This is a genomic window from Mesorhizobium sp. B263B2A, from assembly GCF_020165775.1.
GTDB lineage: Bacteria > Pseudomonadota > Alphaproteobacteria > Rhizobiales > Rhizobiaceae > Mesorhizobium > Mesorhizobium opportunistum.
In genome coordinates, this window is sequence record NZ_JAIUIU010000008.1 from 186273 (window position 1) to 202040 (window position 15768).

The 15768-nt window shown below is 60.8% G+C and carries 18 protein-coding genes and 1 pseudogene; 5 read left to right on the top strand and 14 right to left on the bottom strand.

What is annotated here, in order from left to right:
* Positions 1 to 16: 16 nt before the first annotated feature.
* The 5 genes from LB568_RS15775 to nifB all read right to left on the bottom strand — a co-directional run bounded on the left by LB568_RS15775 (position 17) and on the right by nifB (position 3254).
* Positions 17 to 901, bottom strand: a complete 885-nt coding sequence (locus LB568_RS15775) for an SIR2 family NAD-dependent protein deacylase (protein ID WP_064993545.1) — start codon at positions 899 to 901, stop codon at positions 17 to 19.
* A gap of 39 nt (positions 902 to 940) precedes the next feature.
* On the bottom strand, positions 941 to 1153 hold the full coding sequence (gene nifT / locus LB568_RS15780; protein ID WP_064993544.1) for a putative nitrogen fixation protein NifT: 213 nt from the start codon (positions 1151 to 1153) through the stop codon (positions 941 to 943).
* The gene (locus tag LB568_RS15785; protein ID WP_064993543.1) at positions 1153 to 1470 is read right to left on the bottom strand and encodes a nitrogen fixation protein NifZ; all 318 of its coding nucleotides are present in this window, start codon (positions 1468 to 1470) and stop codon (positions 1153 to 1155) included. The genes nifT and LB568_RS15785 overlap by 1 nt, the downstream gene beginning before the upstream one ends.
* A 76-nt stretch (positions 1471 to 1546) precedes the next feature.
* Positions 1547 to 1741: a 4Fe-4S dicluster domain-containing protein gene (locus tag LB568_RS15790; RefSeq protein ID WP_013533512.1), complete on the bottom strand. Its 195-nt coding sequence runs from the start codon at positions 1739 to 1741 to the stop codon at positions 1547 to 1549.
* A gap of 31 nt (positions 1742 to 1772) precedes the next feature.
* Complete coding sequence (nifB, locus tag LB568_RS15795; RefSeq protein ID WP_064993542.1) at positions 1773 to 3254, bottom strand: nitrogenase cofactor biosynthesis protein NifB; 1482 nt, start codon at positions 3252 to 3254, stop codon at positions 1773 to 1775.
* 393 nt (positions 3255 to 3647) lie between these two features.
* On the opposite strand from nifB, the gene LB568_RS15800 reads away from it, so the two are divergent.
* Positions 3648 to 3848 (top strand): hypothetical protein, encoded by a 201-nt coding sequence (locus tag LB568_RS15800; RefSeq protein WP_064993541.1) that lies wholly within the window; start codon positions 3648 to 3650, stop codon positions 3846 to 3848.
* Between the two features lie 164 nt (positions 3849 to 4012).
* On the opposite strand, the gene LB568_RS15805 is transcribed toward LB568_RS15800, so the two are convergent.
* From LB568_RS15805 to LB568_RS15840, 8 genes are all read right to left on the bottom strand, one after another.
* Complete coding sequence (locus tag LB568_RS15805; RefSeq protein ID WP_064993540.1) at positions 4013 to 4312, bottom strand: ferredoxin family protein; 300 nt, start codon at positions 4310 to 4312, stop codon at positions 4013 to 4015.
* Positions 4313 to 4324: 12 nt separating this feature from the next.
* Entirely contained in the window at positions 4325 to 5632 is a 1308-nt protein-coding gene (locus LB568_RS15810) for an FAD-dependent oxidoreductase (RefSeq protein ID WP_064993539.1), read from the bottom strand.
* An 11-nt stretch (positions 5633 to 5643) separates the two neighbouring features.
* Positions 5644 to 6753, bottom strand: coding sequence for an electron transfer flavoprotein subunit alpha/FixB family protein (locus LB568_RS15815; RefSeq protein ID WP_064993538.1), 1110 nt, complete (start codon positions 6751 to 6753; stop codon positions 5644 to 5646).
* 18 nt (positions 6754 to 6771) lie between these two features.
* Positions 6772 to 7620 carry an electron transfer flavoprotein subunit beta/FixA family protein gene (locus LB568_RS15820; RefSeq protein ID WP_013533507.1) on the bottom strand — a complete coding sequence of 283 codons (849 nt, stop codon included), beginning with the start codon at positions 7618 to 7620 and terminating at the stop codon, positions 6772 to 6774.
* Positions 7621 to 7794: 174 nt separating this feature from the next.
* A complete protein-coding gene (nifW, locus tag LB568_RS15825; protein ID WP_064993537.1) occupies positions 7795 to 8175 on the bottom strand; it encodes a nitrogenase stabilizing/protective protein NifW in 381 nt (126 codons plus the stop codon).
* Positions 8176 to 8226: 51 nt separating this feature from the next.
* Positions 8227 to 9273: a pyruvate carboxyltransferase gene (locus LB568_RS15830; RefSeq protein WP_224655971.1), complete on the bottom strand. Its 1047-nt coding sequence runs from the start codon at positions 9271 to 9273 to the stop codon at positions 8227 to 8229.
* The gene (nifS, locus tag LB568_RS15835; protein WP_064993536.1) at positions 9270 to 10487 is read right to left on the bottom strand and encodes a cysteine desulfurase NifS; all 1218 of its coding nucleotides are present in this window, start codon (positions 10485 to 10487) and stop codon (positions 9270 to 9272) included. Before nifS ends, LB568_RS15830 begins: the two co-directional genes overlap by 4 nt.
* A 177-nt stretch (positions 10488 to 10664) precedes the next feature.
* The gene (locus LB568_RS15840) at positions 10665 to 10985 is read right to left on the bottom strand and encodes a HesB/IscA family protein (RefSeq protein WP_064993574.1); all 321 of its coding nucleotides are present in this window, start codon (positions 10983 to 10985) and stop codon (positions 10665 to 10667) included.
* Between the two features lie 317 nt (positions 10986 to 11302).
* On the opposite strand from LB568_RS15840, the gene LB568_RS15845 reads away from it, so the two are divergent.
* Positions 11303 to 12364 carry a hemin-degrading factor gene (locus LB568_RS15845; protein WP_064993535.1) on the top strand — a complete coding sequence of 354 codons (1062 nt, stop codon included), beginning with the start codon at positions 11303 to 11305 and terminating at the stop codon, positions 12362 to 12364.
* A 689-nt stretch (positions 12365 to 13053) separates the two neighbouring features.
* On the opposite strand, the gene LB568_RS15850 is transcribed toward LB568_RS15845, so the two are convergent.
* Positions 13054 to 13251 (bottom strand): hypothetical protein, encoded by a 198-nt coding sequence (locus LB568_RS15850; RefSeq protein ID WP_064993534.1) that lies wholly within the window; start codon positions 13249 to 13251, stop codon positions 13054 to 13056.
* 368 nt (positions 13252 to 13619) lie between these two features.
* Here LB568_RS15850 and LB568_RS15855 point away from each other — a divergent pair, with 368 nt between their 5' ends.
* The 3 genes and pseudogenes from LB568_RS15855 to LB568_RS15865 all read left to right on the top strand — a co-directional run bounded on the left by LB568_RS15855 (position 13620) and on the right by LB568_RS15865 (position 15739).
* Complete coding sequence (locus LB568_RS15855) at positions 13620 to 14837, top strand: cytochrome P450 (RefSeq protein WP_064993533.1); 1218 nt, start codon at positions 13620 to 13622, stop codon at positions 14835 to 14837.
* Positions 14838 to 14878: 41 nt separating this feature from the next.
* Positions 14879 to 15001 (top strand): annotated as a pseudogene (locus LB568_RS15860) (ferredoxin); the annotation flags it as partial.
* A gap of 153 nt (positions 15002 to 15154) precedes the next feature.
* Entirely contained in the window at positions 15155 to 15739 is a 585-nt protein-coding gene (locus LB568_RS15865) for a nuclear transport factor 2 family protein (protein ID WP_064993573.1), read from the top strand.
* The last annotated feature ends 29 nt before the right edge of the window (positions 15740 to 15768 follow it).

Consider the following 15768-nt stretch of genomic DNA (forward strand, 5'->3'; position numbering starts at 1 on the left):
TGACCAGGGCATTGGCTCAAGTCGTTGACCCGGCGAGTTGCGCCACGGCATCGCTGTCTGGCATGTCAATCACCGTGATCCCGCTTGCCCCAAGGAAACGCGCTTCGTTTCTGGTCAGCGTTTTCCCGTCCATTATCGCGTAACGTGGGCCTTCTGAGCGCTTCATGATCTGCCTGGCGTAAGTGCGCAGCATCTGATCGTTGAAGCGGCAGCCGAGGAATAAAAAGCCCCGGTCGGTGCGCCGTTCCTTGACCACGTCAGGGATAGGGGTCTGGATGTCGATCTCGGTCAGGGCTTCGACATAGTCGGAATCGGCTATGAGGAAATTTGCGGCCGGCCTGATACTGCCATGAGGCGCGTAGAGAACCGTCCTTGTCGCTGCTCCGGGCTCGAGCTCCGTCCCGAACAAGTCGTAGGTTCTGGTCCAAATGTCGCGAGTTTCGTTCGCCCGGGTGACGCCTTGTATCTCGGCGACGTCGGTTCGGCCGGCCTCAGCCAGCGCCGCCCTCATGGCGCCTTCGTACCAGCTGTCGACGATGAGGGAGAGCGGGAGCTTTGCGAGCCAGTTGTGGAGGAGCGTCGGCGCCGTCGGCCCCGCGAATATATCTGCCATCCAGGCTTGAAGTGTGCGGCGATGCCGGCGCTGCTCGATGAATTGCGCGACCGACCACATGTTGGTGCGGATCTTCGAGGGAGCTGTGGCCCGGGTGTTGAGTGCGGCGGCGACGGCCTCCGGGGTGCACGGTACAGGCGGCTCCGCTGAGCTTAGCCGCAGCAGACCCGGACCGAGATACGGGATCACGTGATCGGAAATGAGCGCTTGTCTGGCCAGCTCAAGCAGCTTTCGGGCAAAACTGTCGCGGACGACGAAGAGGTGGCCCGAGGTCGGGATCGTGTTCATGCTCGTTTCCTCTCCACGCCTCCTGATTGAGGCGAAACGTCAGTCGTCGTCCGAAAGCTTTCTTGCCTCGACGGTGATCGGCAGACGCGTATTCGGGGGAAGATCGGGTAGGAGAAGGCGCCAGCCGTTCCTGAGCGTTACGACCCCACCCCACAAATCTTGGTTCTCGAACTTGATAATCGCCTCTTCGAGATCTTTTTTGGGGACGTACGCGGACAATCCGGCATCGGTCCTGCGGATCATAACTTTCATCAGGCCGTCCCTTGCTTCGCGTTTTCTTCGGCCCTACCGGCAAGGTCGGCCCTGTCGAGGCTCATCAATTCGCGCGCTCGCATGCCAACGACCGTGCCACGGTCGATCCATTCGACGGCATAGATGAAGAACTGCTGTAGAAAGGTGCCGATGTCGCGCACATAACCCTCTTCACCCTTGCGCACGAGATTTTCGCCGATCTCCCTGCCAGGATAGGTGCCGTCATTCTTTATGTGACGAGTGGCGCGGACCCGCTCTCCCGGCCTGAATTGGGGAGGCCTGCGGATTTCGACCTCCTGTTCGCGTGCGAGCCGCATGGCGGTTCCTTGTTTGTTTGAGGCCAGAGTTGTTGATGGGGCGCGCAGGCTTTCCCGGAAGCAGCCCTATGCCGGGTCAGGCGGGAACGCAGGTCTTCGGCACCGGGCATACCGAGGCACATTGTTGCGTGTCGAATTCTCCCTGGCATTCTGTGCACTTCTGCGGCTCGACCACGTAGCTCTCGCCTTTGAACTTGATCGCACCGGACGGGCATTCGAATTCGCAGGCGCCGCATTGCGTGCATTGGGATGCGATGATCTTGAAAGCCATTTTGACTCCTGTTCGAGTGGAATGAGACGGCTCAGGCGTTCGCCGCGAGTGCCGGGACGCCGGACTCGGCGGCGTAAATCGCGCCGATTGCCGTTTCGATATAGTCATGGCCATAAGCGTCGGTTGCTCGGATACCGGCGTCCGCCAACTTATCCTTGGGGCAGTTTCCAATCTTGGCGCAAAGCACGATGTCTACGCCTTCCAGCGCGGCGATGACGCACTCGAGAGTGTCGTTCTCGCCCCACCCGCCGAGGCAATACTGCTCAACCTTGCGGTGCCCGACAAAGTTGATACCTATCGGCGAGGCTTCATACACCTGGAATTCCTTGGCATGGCCGAAGTGTTCGTTGACGCGGCCGCCGCCCCTAGTCGCCACCGCGACGACCAGGGACTTGCCGGAGCCGGCTGCCTTGACCATTCCAATCGCTTCGCTCCTGGCCGCCAGGTGATCACGGCGCTCGTCCGCGACCAGCTCCCGATAGGCTTCGCGCTTGCCGGCATCATAGGTGAGCTCGCCAGGAATCTGGTCGATCGTGAATTCCTGGCCACGATCCTCGCCGAGCAGGCCGACGGCATCTGCCCGGCACTGCCGGCAGTGGCGCATCAGCTTGGCGCCGCCTTGAAGAAGATCCTGAAGAGCCGTCATCTCCATTGCATTTGGGCCGCGCTGCCCGGTCAGTCCGTAGTACGTGCCGTGAGCCGGGTCTGAAATCAGGGGCATGACGTTGTGCAGGAACGCGCCGCGCTGCTTGACCTGCTTGTTCACCTCAACCAGGTGCTGGTCGTTCACCCCGGGGATCATCACTGAATTGATTTTGGTGAGGATGCCGCGCGCGCTCAGCATCTCCAAGCTCAGCATCTGTCGCTCGTGCAGGATCCTGGCGGCTTCGATGCCGACGTAGCGGCGGTGGTCGTAAAAGATCCAGGGATAGATCTTTGCTCCGACTTCCGGATCGACCATGTTGATGGTGATCGTCACGTGATCGACATTCATGTCGGCAAGCTCGGCGACATGGTCCGGCAGCGCGAGCCCATTGGTAGAGATGCAAAGCTTGATGTCGGGGATTTCCCTGACGACGCGTTCGAACGTCGCCTTTGTCTTCTCCCAGTCGTAGCAGGCATCGCCCGGTCCGGCGATGCCCAGCACGGAAAGCTGCGGCACTTCGTTGGCGACCGCGATAACCTTGCGTACCGCCTGGTCGGGCGTCAGCTTTTCCGAGACAACCCCAGGCCGGCTTTCGTTGGAGCAGTCATATTTGCGATTGCAATAGTTGCATTGGACATTGCACGCAGGCGCGACAGCGACGTGCATGCGCGCGAAATAGTGATGCGCCTCTTCAGAAAAGCACGGATGATCCTTGATCTTGTCCCAGACAGCCGGATCCAGATCGTCCGGTCTTGTCGACGACCCGCAGGAGGTAGATACGCAGCCACCCGAATTCGCGCTCGCCAGCAACTGGTCGGAGAGCTTCGTCTCGGTCAGGCTCTCAACCGAAATTGCCGGTGCGGACATCGAACGGCTCCGTTGCGGGTTAACGTCGCAGTTCAAAGCGCAAGCGCAATGCCAACTCAAAAGGCGGCACTATGATCGGCAATTGGCTTTCGCGTCGGATATCATGAGGCTGCTCCGACATAAATTTGTCGGACCTCGGACAGCGGCAGCCGCATAAGGTGAGGAAGGCGACTACGGCCGGACATCATTGAGAGACAGAAATCGCGTGTCGATCCCTTCACCCGTGAGCGCCTCGGCACAACGTTCTCGACCGGTCTCCGGCGAAGATGTCGATCTCGGCGACTGTGAACTCATCGGCGGTGAAGGTGTCGCCGCATACTGTGTCGGCATGGTTCCAGCTGGGAGATGCGTGCCTCCCCTTTACTCTCGTCCAGACGCCCGCCTGGGCTCCTCATGATCGCGATCAAAAGCGTGATCATCGTCAGAGACCCGAGCAGCTTGGCCTTGGCACGGACAGTTCCCGCGCACCTGGCGCAGGGGTATGGTCTTGTTCTCGACATCGTGAGAACGCTGGAATTTCTTCATCTCGATGTCATGTCGGCGCAAAGCGTATCTGACCTGCCGCGTTCGTTAACCCGGTCCGGCGGTATGTGAGCCCTGGAAACACTCAGGAGTTGTGGTCCAATGCTCCTCCCAAGTAGCATTCATTCAATTCTGGAAGCACACTGTTCACCCGCCCCCTTTGCGAGGATGGCGCCAGAAGCGGTTGGCGCTTGTGGTAACTTCAGGAGTACACACGTGCCCTATGCAAACGCGGATCATCCGAACTTGAAGAGGACACCGAAGCCACCGCGCGGATAGTTCCATTCGATCTCGCCGCTGGCCTCGCACAAGATGCGGCAGGTGCCGCACTCCATGCAGCCATCAGCGGTGATTTCAACCTGACCTTTGTCGTTCGACTCATAGCATTTCGCTGGACAGACGTGGGTCAGCGCGACCAGATTCGCGCTTGGTTGCTCGTGCGGTCGCACCTTTATATGCGGACGGCCGGAGTCCACCAGATAGCGGTTCTGGTAAAGCTTGTCCTCTACACGCAAGTTCGTCACTGGGTTTGTCATGTGGTCAGTGCCTCACCGCCACGCCAATGCCAGGCGGATAGCGTCCCTGACCAGACCCAACCGCGATCGCGCCTTGATGAAGGCTGCGGTAGTAGCCCTTTCCTTCTCGATCTTTGGCGTGCCGTCGACCCGCATGAAGTTCTGCGCGGCTTTCGACATTAGCCGCGGGTAGGTCGTGAAGAAATTAGCGGCGTTATTATGGAGTAAGGCTGGCATGTCTTTGTATTTCCGCAGGTCCTTCACCACGAAGGATTCGTCCAGCATCGTCTTGTAAAGGGCGAGGTTCCGTTTGGTCATAGGATCGTTGCGTCTCTTGACTTGGATGATAGCTTCAGCCGCAATGCGACCGGAGGTCATGGCGAGGTTCGAACCCTCGCGGTGAATGGCGTTGTTCAATTGCGCAGCATCGCCAACAACGACCCAACCGTCGCCAAAGAGCTGCGGAATTGCCTTGTAGCCACCTTCAGGAATGAGATGCGCCGCGTATTCCTTCACCTCCGAGCCGGCGATCAGCGGCCGGATCGAAGGATGGTTTTTTAGCGCCTCCAGGAGGGCGTAAGGGCTCTCCATCTTCGCGGTGAAATCCGAGACGAGGCAGCCGATGCCCAGTGAGATCGATTCCTTGTTGGTGTAGAGGAACCCGAGCCCGGCCATGTCGTGGGATATCGTGCCGACTGCCTCGATCACGCAGCCTTCACTCCCTTTGACGCCGAACCGCTGCTCAATGACCTCTTCGGGCAAGAAATGCATTTCCTTGACGGCCAGCGCCACGGCTTCGGGCGTCAGCATCTTGCGCAGGCCGCCTCGCGTGCCAAGCAGCCCGCAGACACCTTCTGCAAGAACAACGACGTCCGCGTAGATCGCTCCGCCAGCCCGATCTGTCCGCACCCCGATCACCTTGCCCTTGTTGTCACGCACGAGTTCCGTCACGGTCGTCTCGCACAGAAGCGTCGCGCCGGCCTGGCGCACCCTGCGCGAAAACCACTTGTCGAACTGGGCACGGATGATGGTATAGCGATTGGGGCTCACCTCGTTGAAGTCCTCCGACCGATAGTGAATCCCGGTGTGGGAGGTCTCGTCCATGACCCATAGCCGCTGTTCGACCAGATGCCGCTCCAGAGGTGCATCATCGCGGAAATCCGGGATGATCTTCTCCAGCATGTTCGCGTACATGATGGCGCCCTGAACATTCTTGGAGCCCGGATATTCACCTCGCTCCAACTGGAGTACCTTCAAGCCGTCGCTTGCCATCGTGTAAGCAGCTGCGTTCCCGGACATGCCGGCTCCGATGACAATCGCGTCGAATTCTTCGTTGATCATCTCGATCTCCCTTAGCTCGCAAGCTTGTCGCGGCTGTGCGGTGACAGCCGCCGGGTGAAGGCCTCGGTGAGCGCGGGGAGGAAGCGGACCGCATCGGTGACGATCCCGAGGTGAGCGAAATCGAAAATCGGAGCGTTCGGGTCGGTGTTGATGGCCACGATGAGATCGGCTGCCTCAACCCCAACGCGGTGCTGGATCGCGCCAGAAATACCAGCCGCTATGTAAAGCTTCGGCCGGATTGTCTTGCCAGTCTGGCCGATCTGCCGATCCGCCGGCATCCAGCCCTTTTGGACCAGCGGCCGCGAACAGCCAAATTCGGCGCCAATCGCTCGCGCGAGACTCTTCACAAGCTGCAGGTTCTCCGCCCCGCCGAGGCCGAGCCCTCCCGCAACCACCACATCGGCATAGGCGAGATTGGCTGTGCCTGACTGGCTATCCGGCAGGAAGCCGAGGATTTTGGTGACGATCTCATCCTCGGCCAGTGAAAGCTTGTGCGCGATGACGCGCCCGATCGCTCTGTCCGCCCGCTGCGGCATGGGCATGACCCTCGGTCGCACCGTCGCCATCTGCGGCCTGTAGTTCAGCGTGTATATCGTGCATAGCAACGAACCCCCGAAAGTCGGACGGGTCGCGGCAAGCGAACCGTCGGCATCCACATCGAGTTCGGTGCAGTCGGCCGTGAGCCCTGTTAGCAAGGTCGTCGCGACGGACCCGGCGAGATCCCTGCCGAGCGTGGTCGCTCCGAGAAGCAGAATCTCGGGTTTGTAAGTATCAACCAGATCGGTCATCGCCTTGGTGAAAGGCTCATTCCGATAGTCGGCGAGCAGCGGCGACTCGACGAAGTAGACAAGGTCGGCGCCATAGGCGAAGGCTTCGGCGACCGCGTTCTGGGTGGCTTCTTCCGGCGGTCCGAGCACAACGCCACAGAGCTGGACGCCAAGTTTGTCTGCCAGCTTGCGGCCCTCACCAAGCAATTCGAAGGACACGGAGTGGACCTGGCCGCGTTCAAGCTCGATGAAAACCCAAACGTGCCGATAGGCCCTGAAACGCTCGGGCAGTTCCTTCGTCATCCCGGCACGGCCGGCGGGCGGGCGGGGAGTGTCTGGGTTCGCGCTCGACATATGGTCTGCTCCTTGCCGTCAGGCGCCGTCGAAGGCGAGTTCCGGTTCCAGTGCCGGCTGGCGGGTGAAAATTGCAACAATCAGTTCGTCGGCGAGGTCGCGCAGCGTCTTCTCGGCCGTGTCAATTTGCGCTGCCTTTTCCGACCGCGCCGTAGGGGCGAAAACGCGTCTGACGACCGTCGGCGAGCCACGCAAGCCGCACTTGGTGAGGTCCTCAATGCCCGCCTCGGCCGCACTCCATTTCACAACCTGCCTCCGCGCAGCGCTCAATGCGTCTTCGATCGAGCCCCGACGCATCTCGTTGGTGCCTTCCAGCATGGTGATGAGGCAAGGCAGCTTGCTCTTCAGCGTCTGCGTCCCGCCCTCGCAACGACGCTCCACCGTGATCTCGCGCGCAGCAAGATCGATGGTAGCGATTCTCGCGACATAGGTGAGTTGGCTGAGATCGAGACGCTTGGCGATGCCGGGCCCGACTTGCGCGGTGTCGCCGTCGATCGTCTGCTTGCCCGTGAAGACCACGTCCGGCGTGCCGAAGGTTTCGCCGATCTTCGCGATTGCCTGGGAGAGAGCAAGTGATGTCGCCAGTGTGTCGGAACCGGCAAAATAGCGGTCGGTCAAAAGCACCGCGCGATCGGCGCCGTAGCCAAGCGCTTTGCGCAGGGAGTCCTCTGCCATGGGCGGACCCATGGTGAGCACGGTGACCTCGCCGCCATAAGCGTCGCGTAGCCTGAGAGCTTCTTCGAGGGCGAATAGGTCATAGGGGTTGATGATGGTCGGCACACCCTGGCGCATGATGGTGTTCGTCACCGGATGGACCCGTATCTGTGCCGAGTCCGGCACCTGCTTAATGCTGACGACGATGTGCATTGGCGTTTCTCTACGCTGTTATCCGGCGGGCTGGCGGTGCGAGTTCTTGGCTGCATCATTCGTGCCAAGTGCTTTGCGGCCCTGTTCCCCTTCGGGCTGCTCACTACGGATGGCGCCGTTGCGATCCCGAACTTGTCGACTTCTTGACATTGTCGCGTCGCGTCTATGTCGCGATCATTCCCTGCCGAACGGCTTCAGGACGGGATCGAAAGGAACGAAGGCGCGGCGTGTCGTGCAAGCTTTATCCGGATCGTGATCTTTGAGCACCTTGAAGACCCGGTGCGTGAGCGGCGAGGAAACCGCGAAGTCCCCGTAAGCCCGTTCCAGCAGGGCGCGCACGCGCGCGGCGATCACCTGGTCGGGCAGACCGGAGAAATCTTCCTCAGCAAGATATTGTCCCACACGCTTCATGATATGGAGCCGTGAAACGTCGAGCACCTTCGGATCATAGGAGACGCCAAGGACAGAGAAGAACTCCTCCGCGGCCGACACTCCTTTCAGTCGCGTAACGATATCGGTGACATCGATGGGACGGCCGTCAGCGGAACAGGTCATTACATTCTCCCTTGTCGGAAAACTGTTGGGTCAAATACGAAAAACTCTGATCTACAGCCGCGAAAATCCGCAGTTTGATGCACGAGGTGGGCTGAGCCAGCGAGGCAATCGGTTGGTCGCAAGGCTGGGCACCCCGGTGCCCGGGCGTGGCGAACAGGCGCCATGCGCAGCGCCGAGCAGTGCGAGATGGGCTCGATTATTGCCGCATTGGCTCTCGATCTGCCCGGGCTCCGACCTGAATGGGACCGAGGTCTTGTTGCTGGCATCTATGAGGAGATCGGCCAGACGCGGCCGGATCATGCGCCTTGATCTCCGGAGGGTTTTGGAGGTCACAGCCCCGACGATCGGCTTGGTGGCGGCTGTCGGTCGGCGTGACGCCTGCGCGACCTTGGCTGCCAGGGCAGGCAATGCGGTCAGGTCGATGCCAGCATCTGCGTGCTGGAGGACAGCTAACGCGGCGGCCACCTCTTCCAGCGCGGCATTGCCCGCGCGCTCGCTGAGTCCAAGGACGGTGGCCGAGGCATGGCGCGCGCCGGCGCGGATCGCCGCCAGCTGGGCGACAAGCTCGAAGGTCGAAAAGGGGTCGAGAACGCCGGCTGTGCCAGCCAGCCTCACGCGCCTTGCGCCGGCGCGCGCCGCCATCATGATAACGCGCCCGAGATGATCCCGGTCGGCCCGTGAAGCATCCTCGCAGCCAACGGCGACGGAGGAGCCGCTGGCGGCTGCGCGCCCGACCATATGCTCGATAAGCTGGAGCGCTCCCGCCTGATCGAGGCCGAGCTTGGTGGCAAGTTGGATGTTCGATGCAGGAAACGACAGATTGACGGCCCGGACCGCGCCCTCGATCGCTGCTTCGAGATCCGGTGAGGTCATCCGGCACCAGGCCGTGAGCCGCACCGAGAGGCTCCGCGCGACCACGGCGCGAATTGCGTCGATCTCGTCGGCGCCCATTGCCGGCGTGCCGATCTTGATCTCAGCGACGCCGGCTGCTGCAAGCGACTCAGCGATCTCAAGTTTTTCCGCCACGGTGAAGGCAACGCCGGGTGCCTGCTCGCCCTCGCGCAGAGTCGTCTCCTTGAGAAAGACCTGACTTCTCATGAATGGTCGCCCGAGCTTCCGGCGCTGAGACAGGGACCGCATTGAAGGTCTTCGGCACTCCGCCCTTCCGGCGCAGAACTGAGGGACTCGCGCAGCTTCTCCACGATGGCAGGCAAGACCTCGAGCACCCGGTCCACGTCGTCTTGGTCGTTGTCACGCGAGAACGAGAAACGGACCGCCCCATGTGGGATGTTCATCGCCCTCAGCACATGGCTCGGCTGTGCACAGCCAGAGGTGCAGGCGGAGCCTGAGGAACAGGCGATACCCACGCGGTTGAGGAGATGCAGGATTCCATCACCTTCGATACGTTCGAAGGCGATGTTTGCGGTGTTCGGCAAGCGCTCGAAGGGATCGCCGTTGACGAAGGTGTTTGGTACACGCTGAAGAATCCCGTTCTCCAGCCGGTCGCGTAGCCACTTTATCCGTGTGGTCTCATCATCCATGAATTTCAGGGCGAGTTCGGCTGCCATGCCGAGCCCAACTATGCCGGGCGTGTTTTCGGTTCCCGCACGCCGGTCTCTCTCTTGGTGACCGCCTTTGATCAGCGAGTGGAAGCGCACACCGCGCTTGAGGAAAAGTGCGCCGACGCCTTTCGGTCCATGCAATTTATGGCTGGAGAGCGATAGCATGTCGATAGCGGTCGATTTCAGGTCCATGGGGAGCTTGCCGACCGCCTGCACGGCATCGGTGTGGAAAAGGGCGCCGACTTCCTTCGCCAATTCGGCGAGCTTTGCGACGGGGAAGATCGTACCAGTTTCGTTGTTGGCCCACATGATCGAGACGATTGCCACGTTTGAGCTGAGGGCTGCCCGGTAAGCGTCAATGTCGAGCCGGCCATGGTGATCCACCGGGATCCTGTGCACCTTGACCCGGCGCGTCTGCTCAAGATGTGCGCAGAGCGCCAGCACTGCGGGATGTTCAACGGCGGACGTCACGATCTCTGTCCGGTCAGGCATCACCTCGAGCGCCGAAAGAATGGCCGCGTTGTCGCTTTCCGTCCCACCCGAGGTGAAGGTGATCTCGTCATCAAACGCCGCGCCGATCAGCGCCTGCAGCTGCCGCCGCGCGTTTCTCAACGCGGCGCCGGCAAGGGTGCCAAGACCGTGCGCCGACGAAGGGTTGCCGAATTGATCCGTAAGGAAGGGCAACATCGCTTGAACGACCTCGGGATCGACCCGTGTCGTTGCGTTGTTGTCGAGATAGAGAACTGTCATGGGTGTGGTCTCCAATCGAGCGGAATGACGTTAAGCGCAAGGATTCATCGCGCTTGCACCCGCCGTTGATAGCCGAGACGATCCAGAGCCGGTGCAGCACCCACAAATTGATTTAGACAGGCGCCGCCGTCGCGATCGACGAGCTCACCTCCCGGGCCCTCTCTCCTGCTTCGACGATCAGCTGAAGGACTTGCCGCATGAGCACTTCGCTCGCGCGTTTGGGTTATCGAAGACAAAGCCGGAGGATTCGAGCCCCGTGACGAAGTCGACGGTCATGCCGGCGACATGCGGTTGGGAGCCGGCGTCTAAGAACACCTTGATCCCATCTGTCTCGAGGATCGCGTCGCCCTCGCGCGGGACGCTCTCCAAGCCGATTGAGTATTTGAAGCCGGAGCAGCCGCCGGGCTGAACCATGATGCGAAAGCCTTCCGCGGGGTCAGTAGCGGCGGAAAGAGCGGTCTTGACCGCGGCAACGGCCTTGTCGGTGAGCGTAATCATGGCTCGCTTATCCTCGTGCGTGACGATTTTGCGGATCACCATGCATGGTCCGTGCCAATGGGAAAAGCGGCGCTGGAACAGTGCGACATCGCTAACACTGCCGCGATTCCGGTTCGGAATTGCTGCGAAGGCGTCCGGCAATCGACACGTATTGTCGGATTTGTCGCGTCCGCCACAGGGGCTGGGCCCGAGTTCCCGCTGAGCTGGCACGTAAGCCAGTTTCCGAGATGCTTCGGCAAATTGGCACGAGTTTTGAGGCTCCCTTTTGGCGAGGACTAACGCTCCTGACCGACAGTATGGGCAAGCAGAGGTAAGACATGCACCAGCGCGAGAAACCTTCGCCAGAGAGAATCCGGCGGGCACGCGAAGACAGCCCCAAAATCCGCGACCGCGATCTCGCTGGCCAATTGGGCATCTCGGAAGCGGAGCTCTCCGCGGCACATTGCGGTTTTGGCACGGTGCGCATCGAGCCACGCGTCAATGTTGTTCTAACCGCTCTCAAGGCGGTCGGCGAGGTAATGGCGCTGACCAGCAATGATAGTGCCGTGCATGAGAAGATAGGCATCTACGACAAGGTGCTCACCGGCAGCCATCACGCCATGGTGCTCGGCAATGACATTGATCTGCGCATCTTCCCGAAGGTGTGGGCGCATGGCTTTGCCGTCGAGACACGCGAAGGCGGGGAGATCCGCCGCAGCCTGCAATTTTTCGACGCCGCAGGCGAGGCAGTGCACAAGGTGCATCTGAGGCCGTCCTCAAACCTCTATGCCTATCAAAGACTGACAGACGAACTCCAATCCTCGAACCAGGAGCCGATTGTATCGGTTAAGACGAGGTCAGCCGAAAACGAGGCAAACATTCCGGACCAAGCCGCTACCATCGACGACCTGCGGGAGCACTGGAGCCAGCTGACCGACGTACACCAGTTCTTCGGCATGCTGAAGACGCTGAACCTCAGGCGCCGCCGGGCGGTCCGCATGGTCGGCCAGGACTACGCCTGGCTGCTTGACAATGCTGCCATTGGCGGCATGTTCCATCGTGTCGCCGAGGACGAGATGCCGATCATGTGCTTTGTCGGCAATCCTGGCTGCATCCAGATCCATTCCGGCCCGATCAAGTTGGTCAGGCAGATCGGGCCTTGCATCAACGTTCTCGACGCCACTTTCCACCTGCATCTCAGGACCCAGCACATCCGCGAGGTTTGGGCCGTGCGCAAGCCGACCAGGGACGGCCACGTCACGTCACTCGAAGCCTATGGCGCCGACGGCAATATGATCATCCAGTTTTTCGGGACGCGCAGGGAAGGCGAACCCGAGCGCGACGACTGGCGGTTACTGACCGAGAACCTGCCGCGCTTTCCCAATTCAACCGCCGCTTGAGGTAGGACCGACGCATATTGATTTCCGTTTTCGCTCGGCGTCCGCGCCGCTACTCTGGATTCTGCTGACCACCTCTGCGCCTGCCGAGGCCAACGAGAGCACAGCTGTCTTTTGCGACCCGTCGCGGATCGCCTTGACCGTAGTCTCCAGCCCCAGGGCGCTACACCCGTGGCGAGCCAGCCATCGATGGTTCCGTTGCGATGTCCCAGAACCGGAAGCTGCCCCTGGTCTAATGCGTCAGCTGTACGTCGATCGAACGTCCAACATCCCGGCCCTGTACGGCGCCGGGTGGCATCAAGTGGTCGAGGTGAAATCGATCGGTCCCTTCGTCCAGTTTCCAGAGGGATGGGTCCACAAAGGCGTGCTCGAATGATCCATAAGGTCGGCAAGGCCCGTCGGCGTCCAATGCCAAGTCCGCAAGGGTAGCGTGCGAGATGGATGCAAAGCTGAACGCCGCCCGAAGCAGACCGTATCATCAAAGAACGCCAGCGCATCCTGTTCGTGCTATCGGAGCAGGGCGGTTAGATTCTCGGCCCGGGGCGGCGACGCAGCAGTCGAAGGCCTGGTTGCCGGTACGACGAGTGCGGTCGAGGATTTCTCCGGCGGGCAGCAGCTGTCCGACGAGGCGATCGTCACCGCCAGGCGAGGTGATCCTGACGCAGAAGAATGTCGGGGCGGAATCTTCAGAGCTAATTTGCGGCCTCGCGATAGCCTCGGCGGACGTAGGCCTTCTTTTCGCCGTTGGCGGCGTCGGCGGCCCCAAGCTCCAGCTCCGCCGCTCGGCGGCAAACCAGCAAGGGATCGGGGCCGGAGCCTTCTTCACGAGCGCGCAGGCTCATCATGGTCAGTGATCGTTCCTGCGAACCAATCGCTGTCAGCAAATCCACCTTGCCTGCGAACCGTCGATTACCACCGCAAAGCCGCTCGCTCCCTACAGCGCTTGTGGAGAGCGCGCTCGCGAGCGGCTTCGCTACCGCCGAGCGACACCCGGTCTGGGAGGGACCTCGTTCGATCCTTAGGCAGCTTCCACCAGGCTCCTCGTTAGCTTCTATGCGCACCGTTGTGATGTCTGGAACGGACAAGAATGTCGAAAGCCCTACCAGGCGTAGCCCCATACCGGGTCGCCACGACGATATATGAGCGGGTGCCAACGGTGCCCCTATTCGGCACGCGATTTGCTCAATGTCATCTGAGGCGATGTCGGCAGTGCGTCACGCAGTTCAGCGGCGTAAACGCCTGAACGCAGGAGGACCAAATGGTAGCCAACCCGGTTCCAGATCATGTCCCCCCGGAAATGGTGGGCGACTTCAGTCTTTTTACCTCGCCAGGCATGTCCCCGACGCCCAACGGCGATCCGCACGCAGCAGTCGCTTGCGTGCATGCCGGGCCGCCGATCTTTTATTCGCCTTGGAACACGCGGGCCGGACAGGGTACTTGGGTCATCACTCGGGCGGCAGATCAGCGCCGGGTGCTGCAGGAGACCGAAGTCTTTTCCAGTCATCGCAGCATCTTCGCATCTGCATTGGGCGAAGACTGGCCGATGATCCCGCTCGAACTCGATCCACCGTACCATGGAGTCTTTCGCTCACTGCTCAATCCGCTGCTTTCGCCACAGCGCGTAGCGGAATTTGAACCAACTATCCGCGAGCGAGCGATAACGCTCATCGACAGCATCGCCTCGCGGGGCACGAGCTGCGACGTGATGAAGGATTTCGCCTTTCCCTTCGCCGTCAACATCTTCCTTCGCTTTCTCGGACTGCCGGATCACCGTCTCGATACATTTGTCGGCTGGGCGAAAGATCTGCTCCACGGCGACGATGTGAGACGGCCGGCGGCTGCTCGGACTATTGTGGCGTTCATCGACGAACTAGCGGCGATGCGCCGCAAAGAGCCCGTCGACGATTTCATGAGCTTCATCGTGCATGCACAGGTCGAGGGTCGCGGGTTGACGGACCAGGAGGTCCGTGGCATTGGCGTGCTTACCTTCGTTGCGGGACTCGACACCGTCGCTGCAGCCATTGGCTTCGACTTGGCCTATCTCGCGCGCAACCTCGAAGATCAGGAATTGCTGCGGAACGAACCGGACCGGATTGTGCTCGCAGCCGAAGAGTTGCTGCGCGCCTATCCGAGCGTTCAGATGATCCGCGTGGCACGGAAAGATATCGATTTCAAAGGCGCGCCGATCCGCAAGGGAGACTTTGTTTCCTGCGCCACGATGATTGCAAATCGTGACCCTGCGGAATTCGAGGCCCCCAACACGGTCGATCTGACGCGAGAGGGCAACCGCCACGCCGCCTTTGGCTATGGTCCCCACCGTTGCCTTGGCTCTCATCTCGCCCGGCGGGAAATTGTCATTGGGCTGGAGGAGTGGATGGCGCGCATACCGCCCTTTCGGATCAAGGAGGCAACAGCACCCATCACCCATGGCGGCCATGTGTTCGGGATCGAAAATCTGATTCTGGATTGGGCTTGACCAAGGCCGCCCGGAACTGGGCACAGACGTGGGAAGTAGCCGTGCGCATTATCGTTCACAAAGCCAGGTGCCAGGGTCATGCGCAATGCTCGGCGCGAGCGCCGGCAGTCTTCAAGCTGGATGAGGCGGGCTACATCCTACCTGGTGACATTGATGTTGCGGATGGGGAGCAACTGCTTGCGGCAGATGGGGTGCGATCCTGCCCCGAACTAGCGCTGGAAATAGACGATCCGCCTGCTGCGCGCATAGTAGCCCAGGCCACGCGCAAACGGAACAATGCGCTCCCGGAACACCTCAGAACGACGGAATTTTCGACTATGGACCCCGCAAAAACTACCGAACTACTCGACCGTGAGGCGATCCGCGACTGCCTCTATCGGTACTGCCGCGGGATAGACCGCGCCGATGAGGCAGCGCTGCGTAGCGCCTACTGGCCTGATGCACATGACAATCATGGGGCCTATCGCGGCTCGGCCGAGGGCTTCATCCGGTTTGCGCTCGGTGTCTTCAAGACCGGACCGCGCAACATCCATCAGATCACGAACGTCCTTGTCGAATTCATCAAACCGGCTCAGGCCGCAGTCGAGAGCTATTTCACCGCGCTGCAACGCGGACCGGACAAAGACGGAGAAATGCGCCAGATGCTGCTAAGCGGGCGCTACTGCGATCTGTTTCAAAAGAGGGCAGGCGAGTGGCGGATTGCCGATCGGACCGTCGTCTACGATTGGCTCGAGGAGCAGGTCCCAGCTGCGGTGCTTGAGACAGAACGGTTCGGCCTGCGACAGCCGATTGGAGCACCGTATCCGAACGATCCGGTCTACGCGATCGGAAAGCATCGCGTTGCTTCTCGCGATAATGCGTCCCCAGCTCCGAACGGGAAAACCACATCGGTGGGACGATAATTTATGACAACTCTGCTACGCCACAGCAA

Excerpts from the sequence above, each read along its gene's own strand:
- LB568_RS15830 (WP_224655971.1), bottom strand. The coding sequence starts at position 9,273 with ATGAGAAGTCAGGTCTTTCTCAAGGAGACGACTCTGCGCGAGGGCGAG.
- nifT (WP_064993544.1), bottom strand. The coding sequence starts at position 1,153 with ATGAAAGTTATGATCCGCAGGACCGATGCCGGATTGTCCGCGTACGTC.
- LB568_RS15815 (WP_064993538.1), bottom strand. The coding sequence starts at position 6,753 with ATGTCGAGCGCGAACCCAGACACTCCCCGCCCGCCCGCCGGCCGTGCC.
- LB568_RS15790 (WP_013533512.1), bottom strand. The coding sequence starts at position 1,741 with ATGGCTTTCAAGATCATCGCATCCCAATGCACGCAATGCGGCGCCTGC.
- LB568_RS15840 (WP_064993574.1), bottom strand. The coding sequence starts at position 10,985 with ATGATTACGCTCACCGACAAGGCCGTTGCCGCGGTCAAGACCGCTCTT.
- LB568_RS15820 (WP_013533507.1), bottom strand. The coding sequence starts at position 7,620 with ATGCACATCGTCGTCAGCATTAAGCAGGTGCCGGACTCGGCACAGATA.
- LB568_RS15775 (WP_064993545.1), bottom strand. The coding sequence starts at position 901 with ATGAACACGATCCCGACCTCGGGCCACCTCTTCGTCGTCCGCGACAGT.
- LB568_RS15845 (WP_064993535.1), top strand. The coding sequence starts at position 11,303 with ATGCACCAGCGCGAGAAACCTTCGCCAGAGAGAATCCGGCGGGCACGC.
- nifS (WP_064993536.1), bottom strand. The coding sequence starts at position 10,487 with ATGACAGTTCTCTATCTCGACAACAACGCAACGACACGGGTCGATCCC.
- LB568_RS15805 (WP_064993540.1), bottom strand. The coding sequence starts at position 4,312 with ATGACAAACCCAGTGACGAACTTGCGTGTAGAGGACAAGCTTTACCAG.
- LB568_RS15785 (WP_064993543.1), bottom strand. The coding sequence starts at position 1,470 with ATGCGGCTCGCACGCGAACAGGAGGTCGAAATCCGCAGGCCTCCCCAA.
- nifB (WP_064993542.1), bottom strand. The coding sequence starts at position 3,254 with ATGTCCGCACCGGCAATTTCGGTTGAGAGCCTGACCGAGACGAAGCTC.
- LB568_RS15855 (WP_064993533.1), top strand. The coding sequence starts at position 13,620 with ATGGTAGCCAACCCGGTTCCAGATCATGTCCCCCCGGAAATGGTGGGC.
- nifW (WP_064993537.1), bottom strand. The coding sequence starts at position 8,175 with ATGACCTGTTCCGCTGACGGCCGTCCCATCGATGTCACCGATATCGTT.
- LB568_RS15800 (WP_064993541.1), top strand. The coding sequence starts at position 3,648 with ATGATCGCGATCAAAAGCGTGATCATCGTCAGAGACCCGAGCAGCTTG.
- LB568_RS15865 (WP_064993573.1), top strand. The coding sequence starts at position 15,155 with ATGGACCCCGCAAAAACTACCGAACTACTCGACCGTGAGGCGATCCGC.
- LB568_RS15810 (WP_064993539.1), bottom strand. The coding sequence starts at position 5,632 with ATGATCAACGAAGAATTCGACGCGATTGTCATCGGAGCCGGCATGTCC.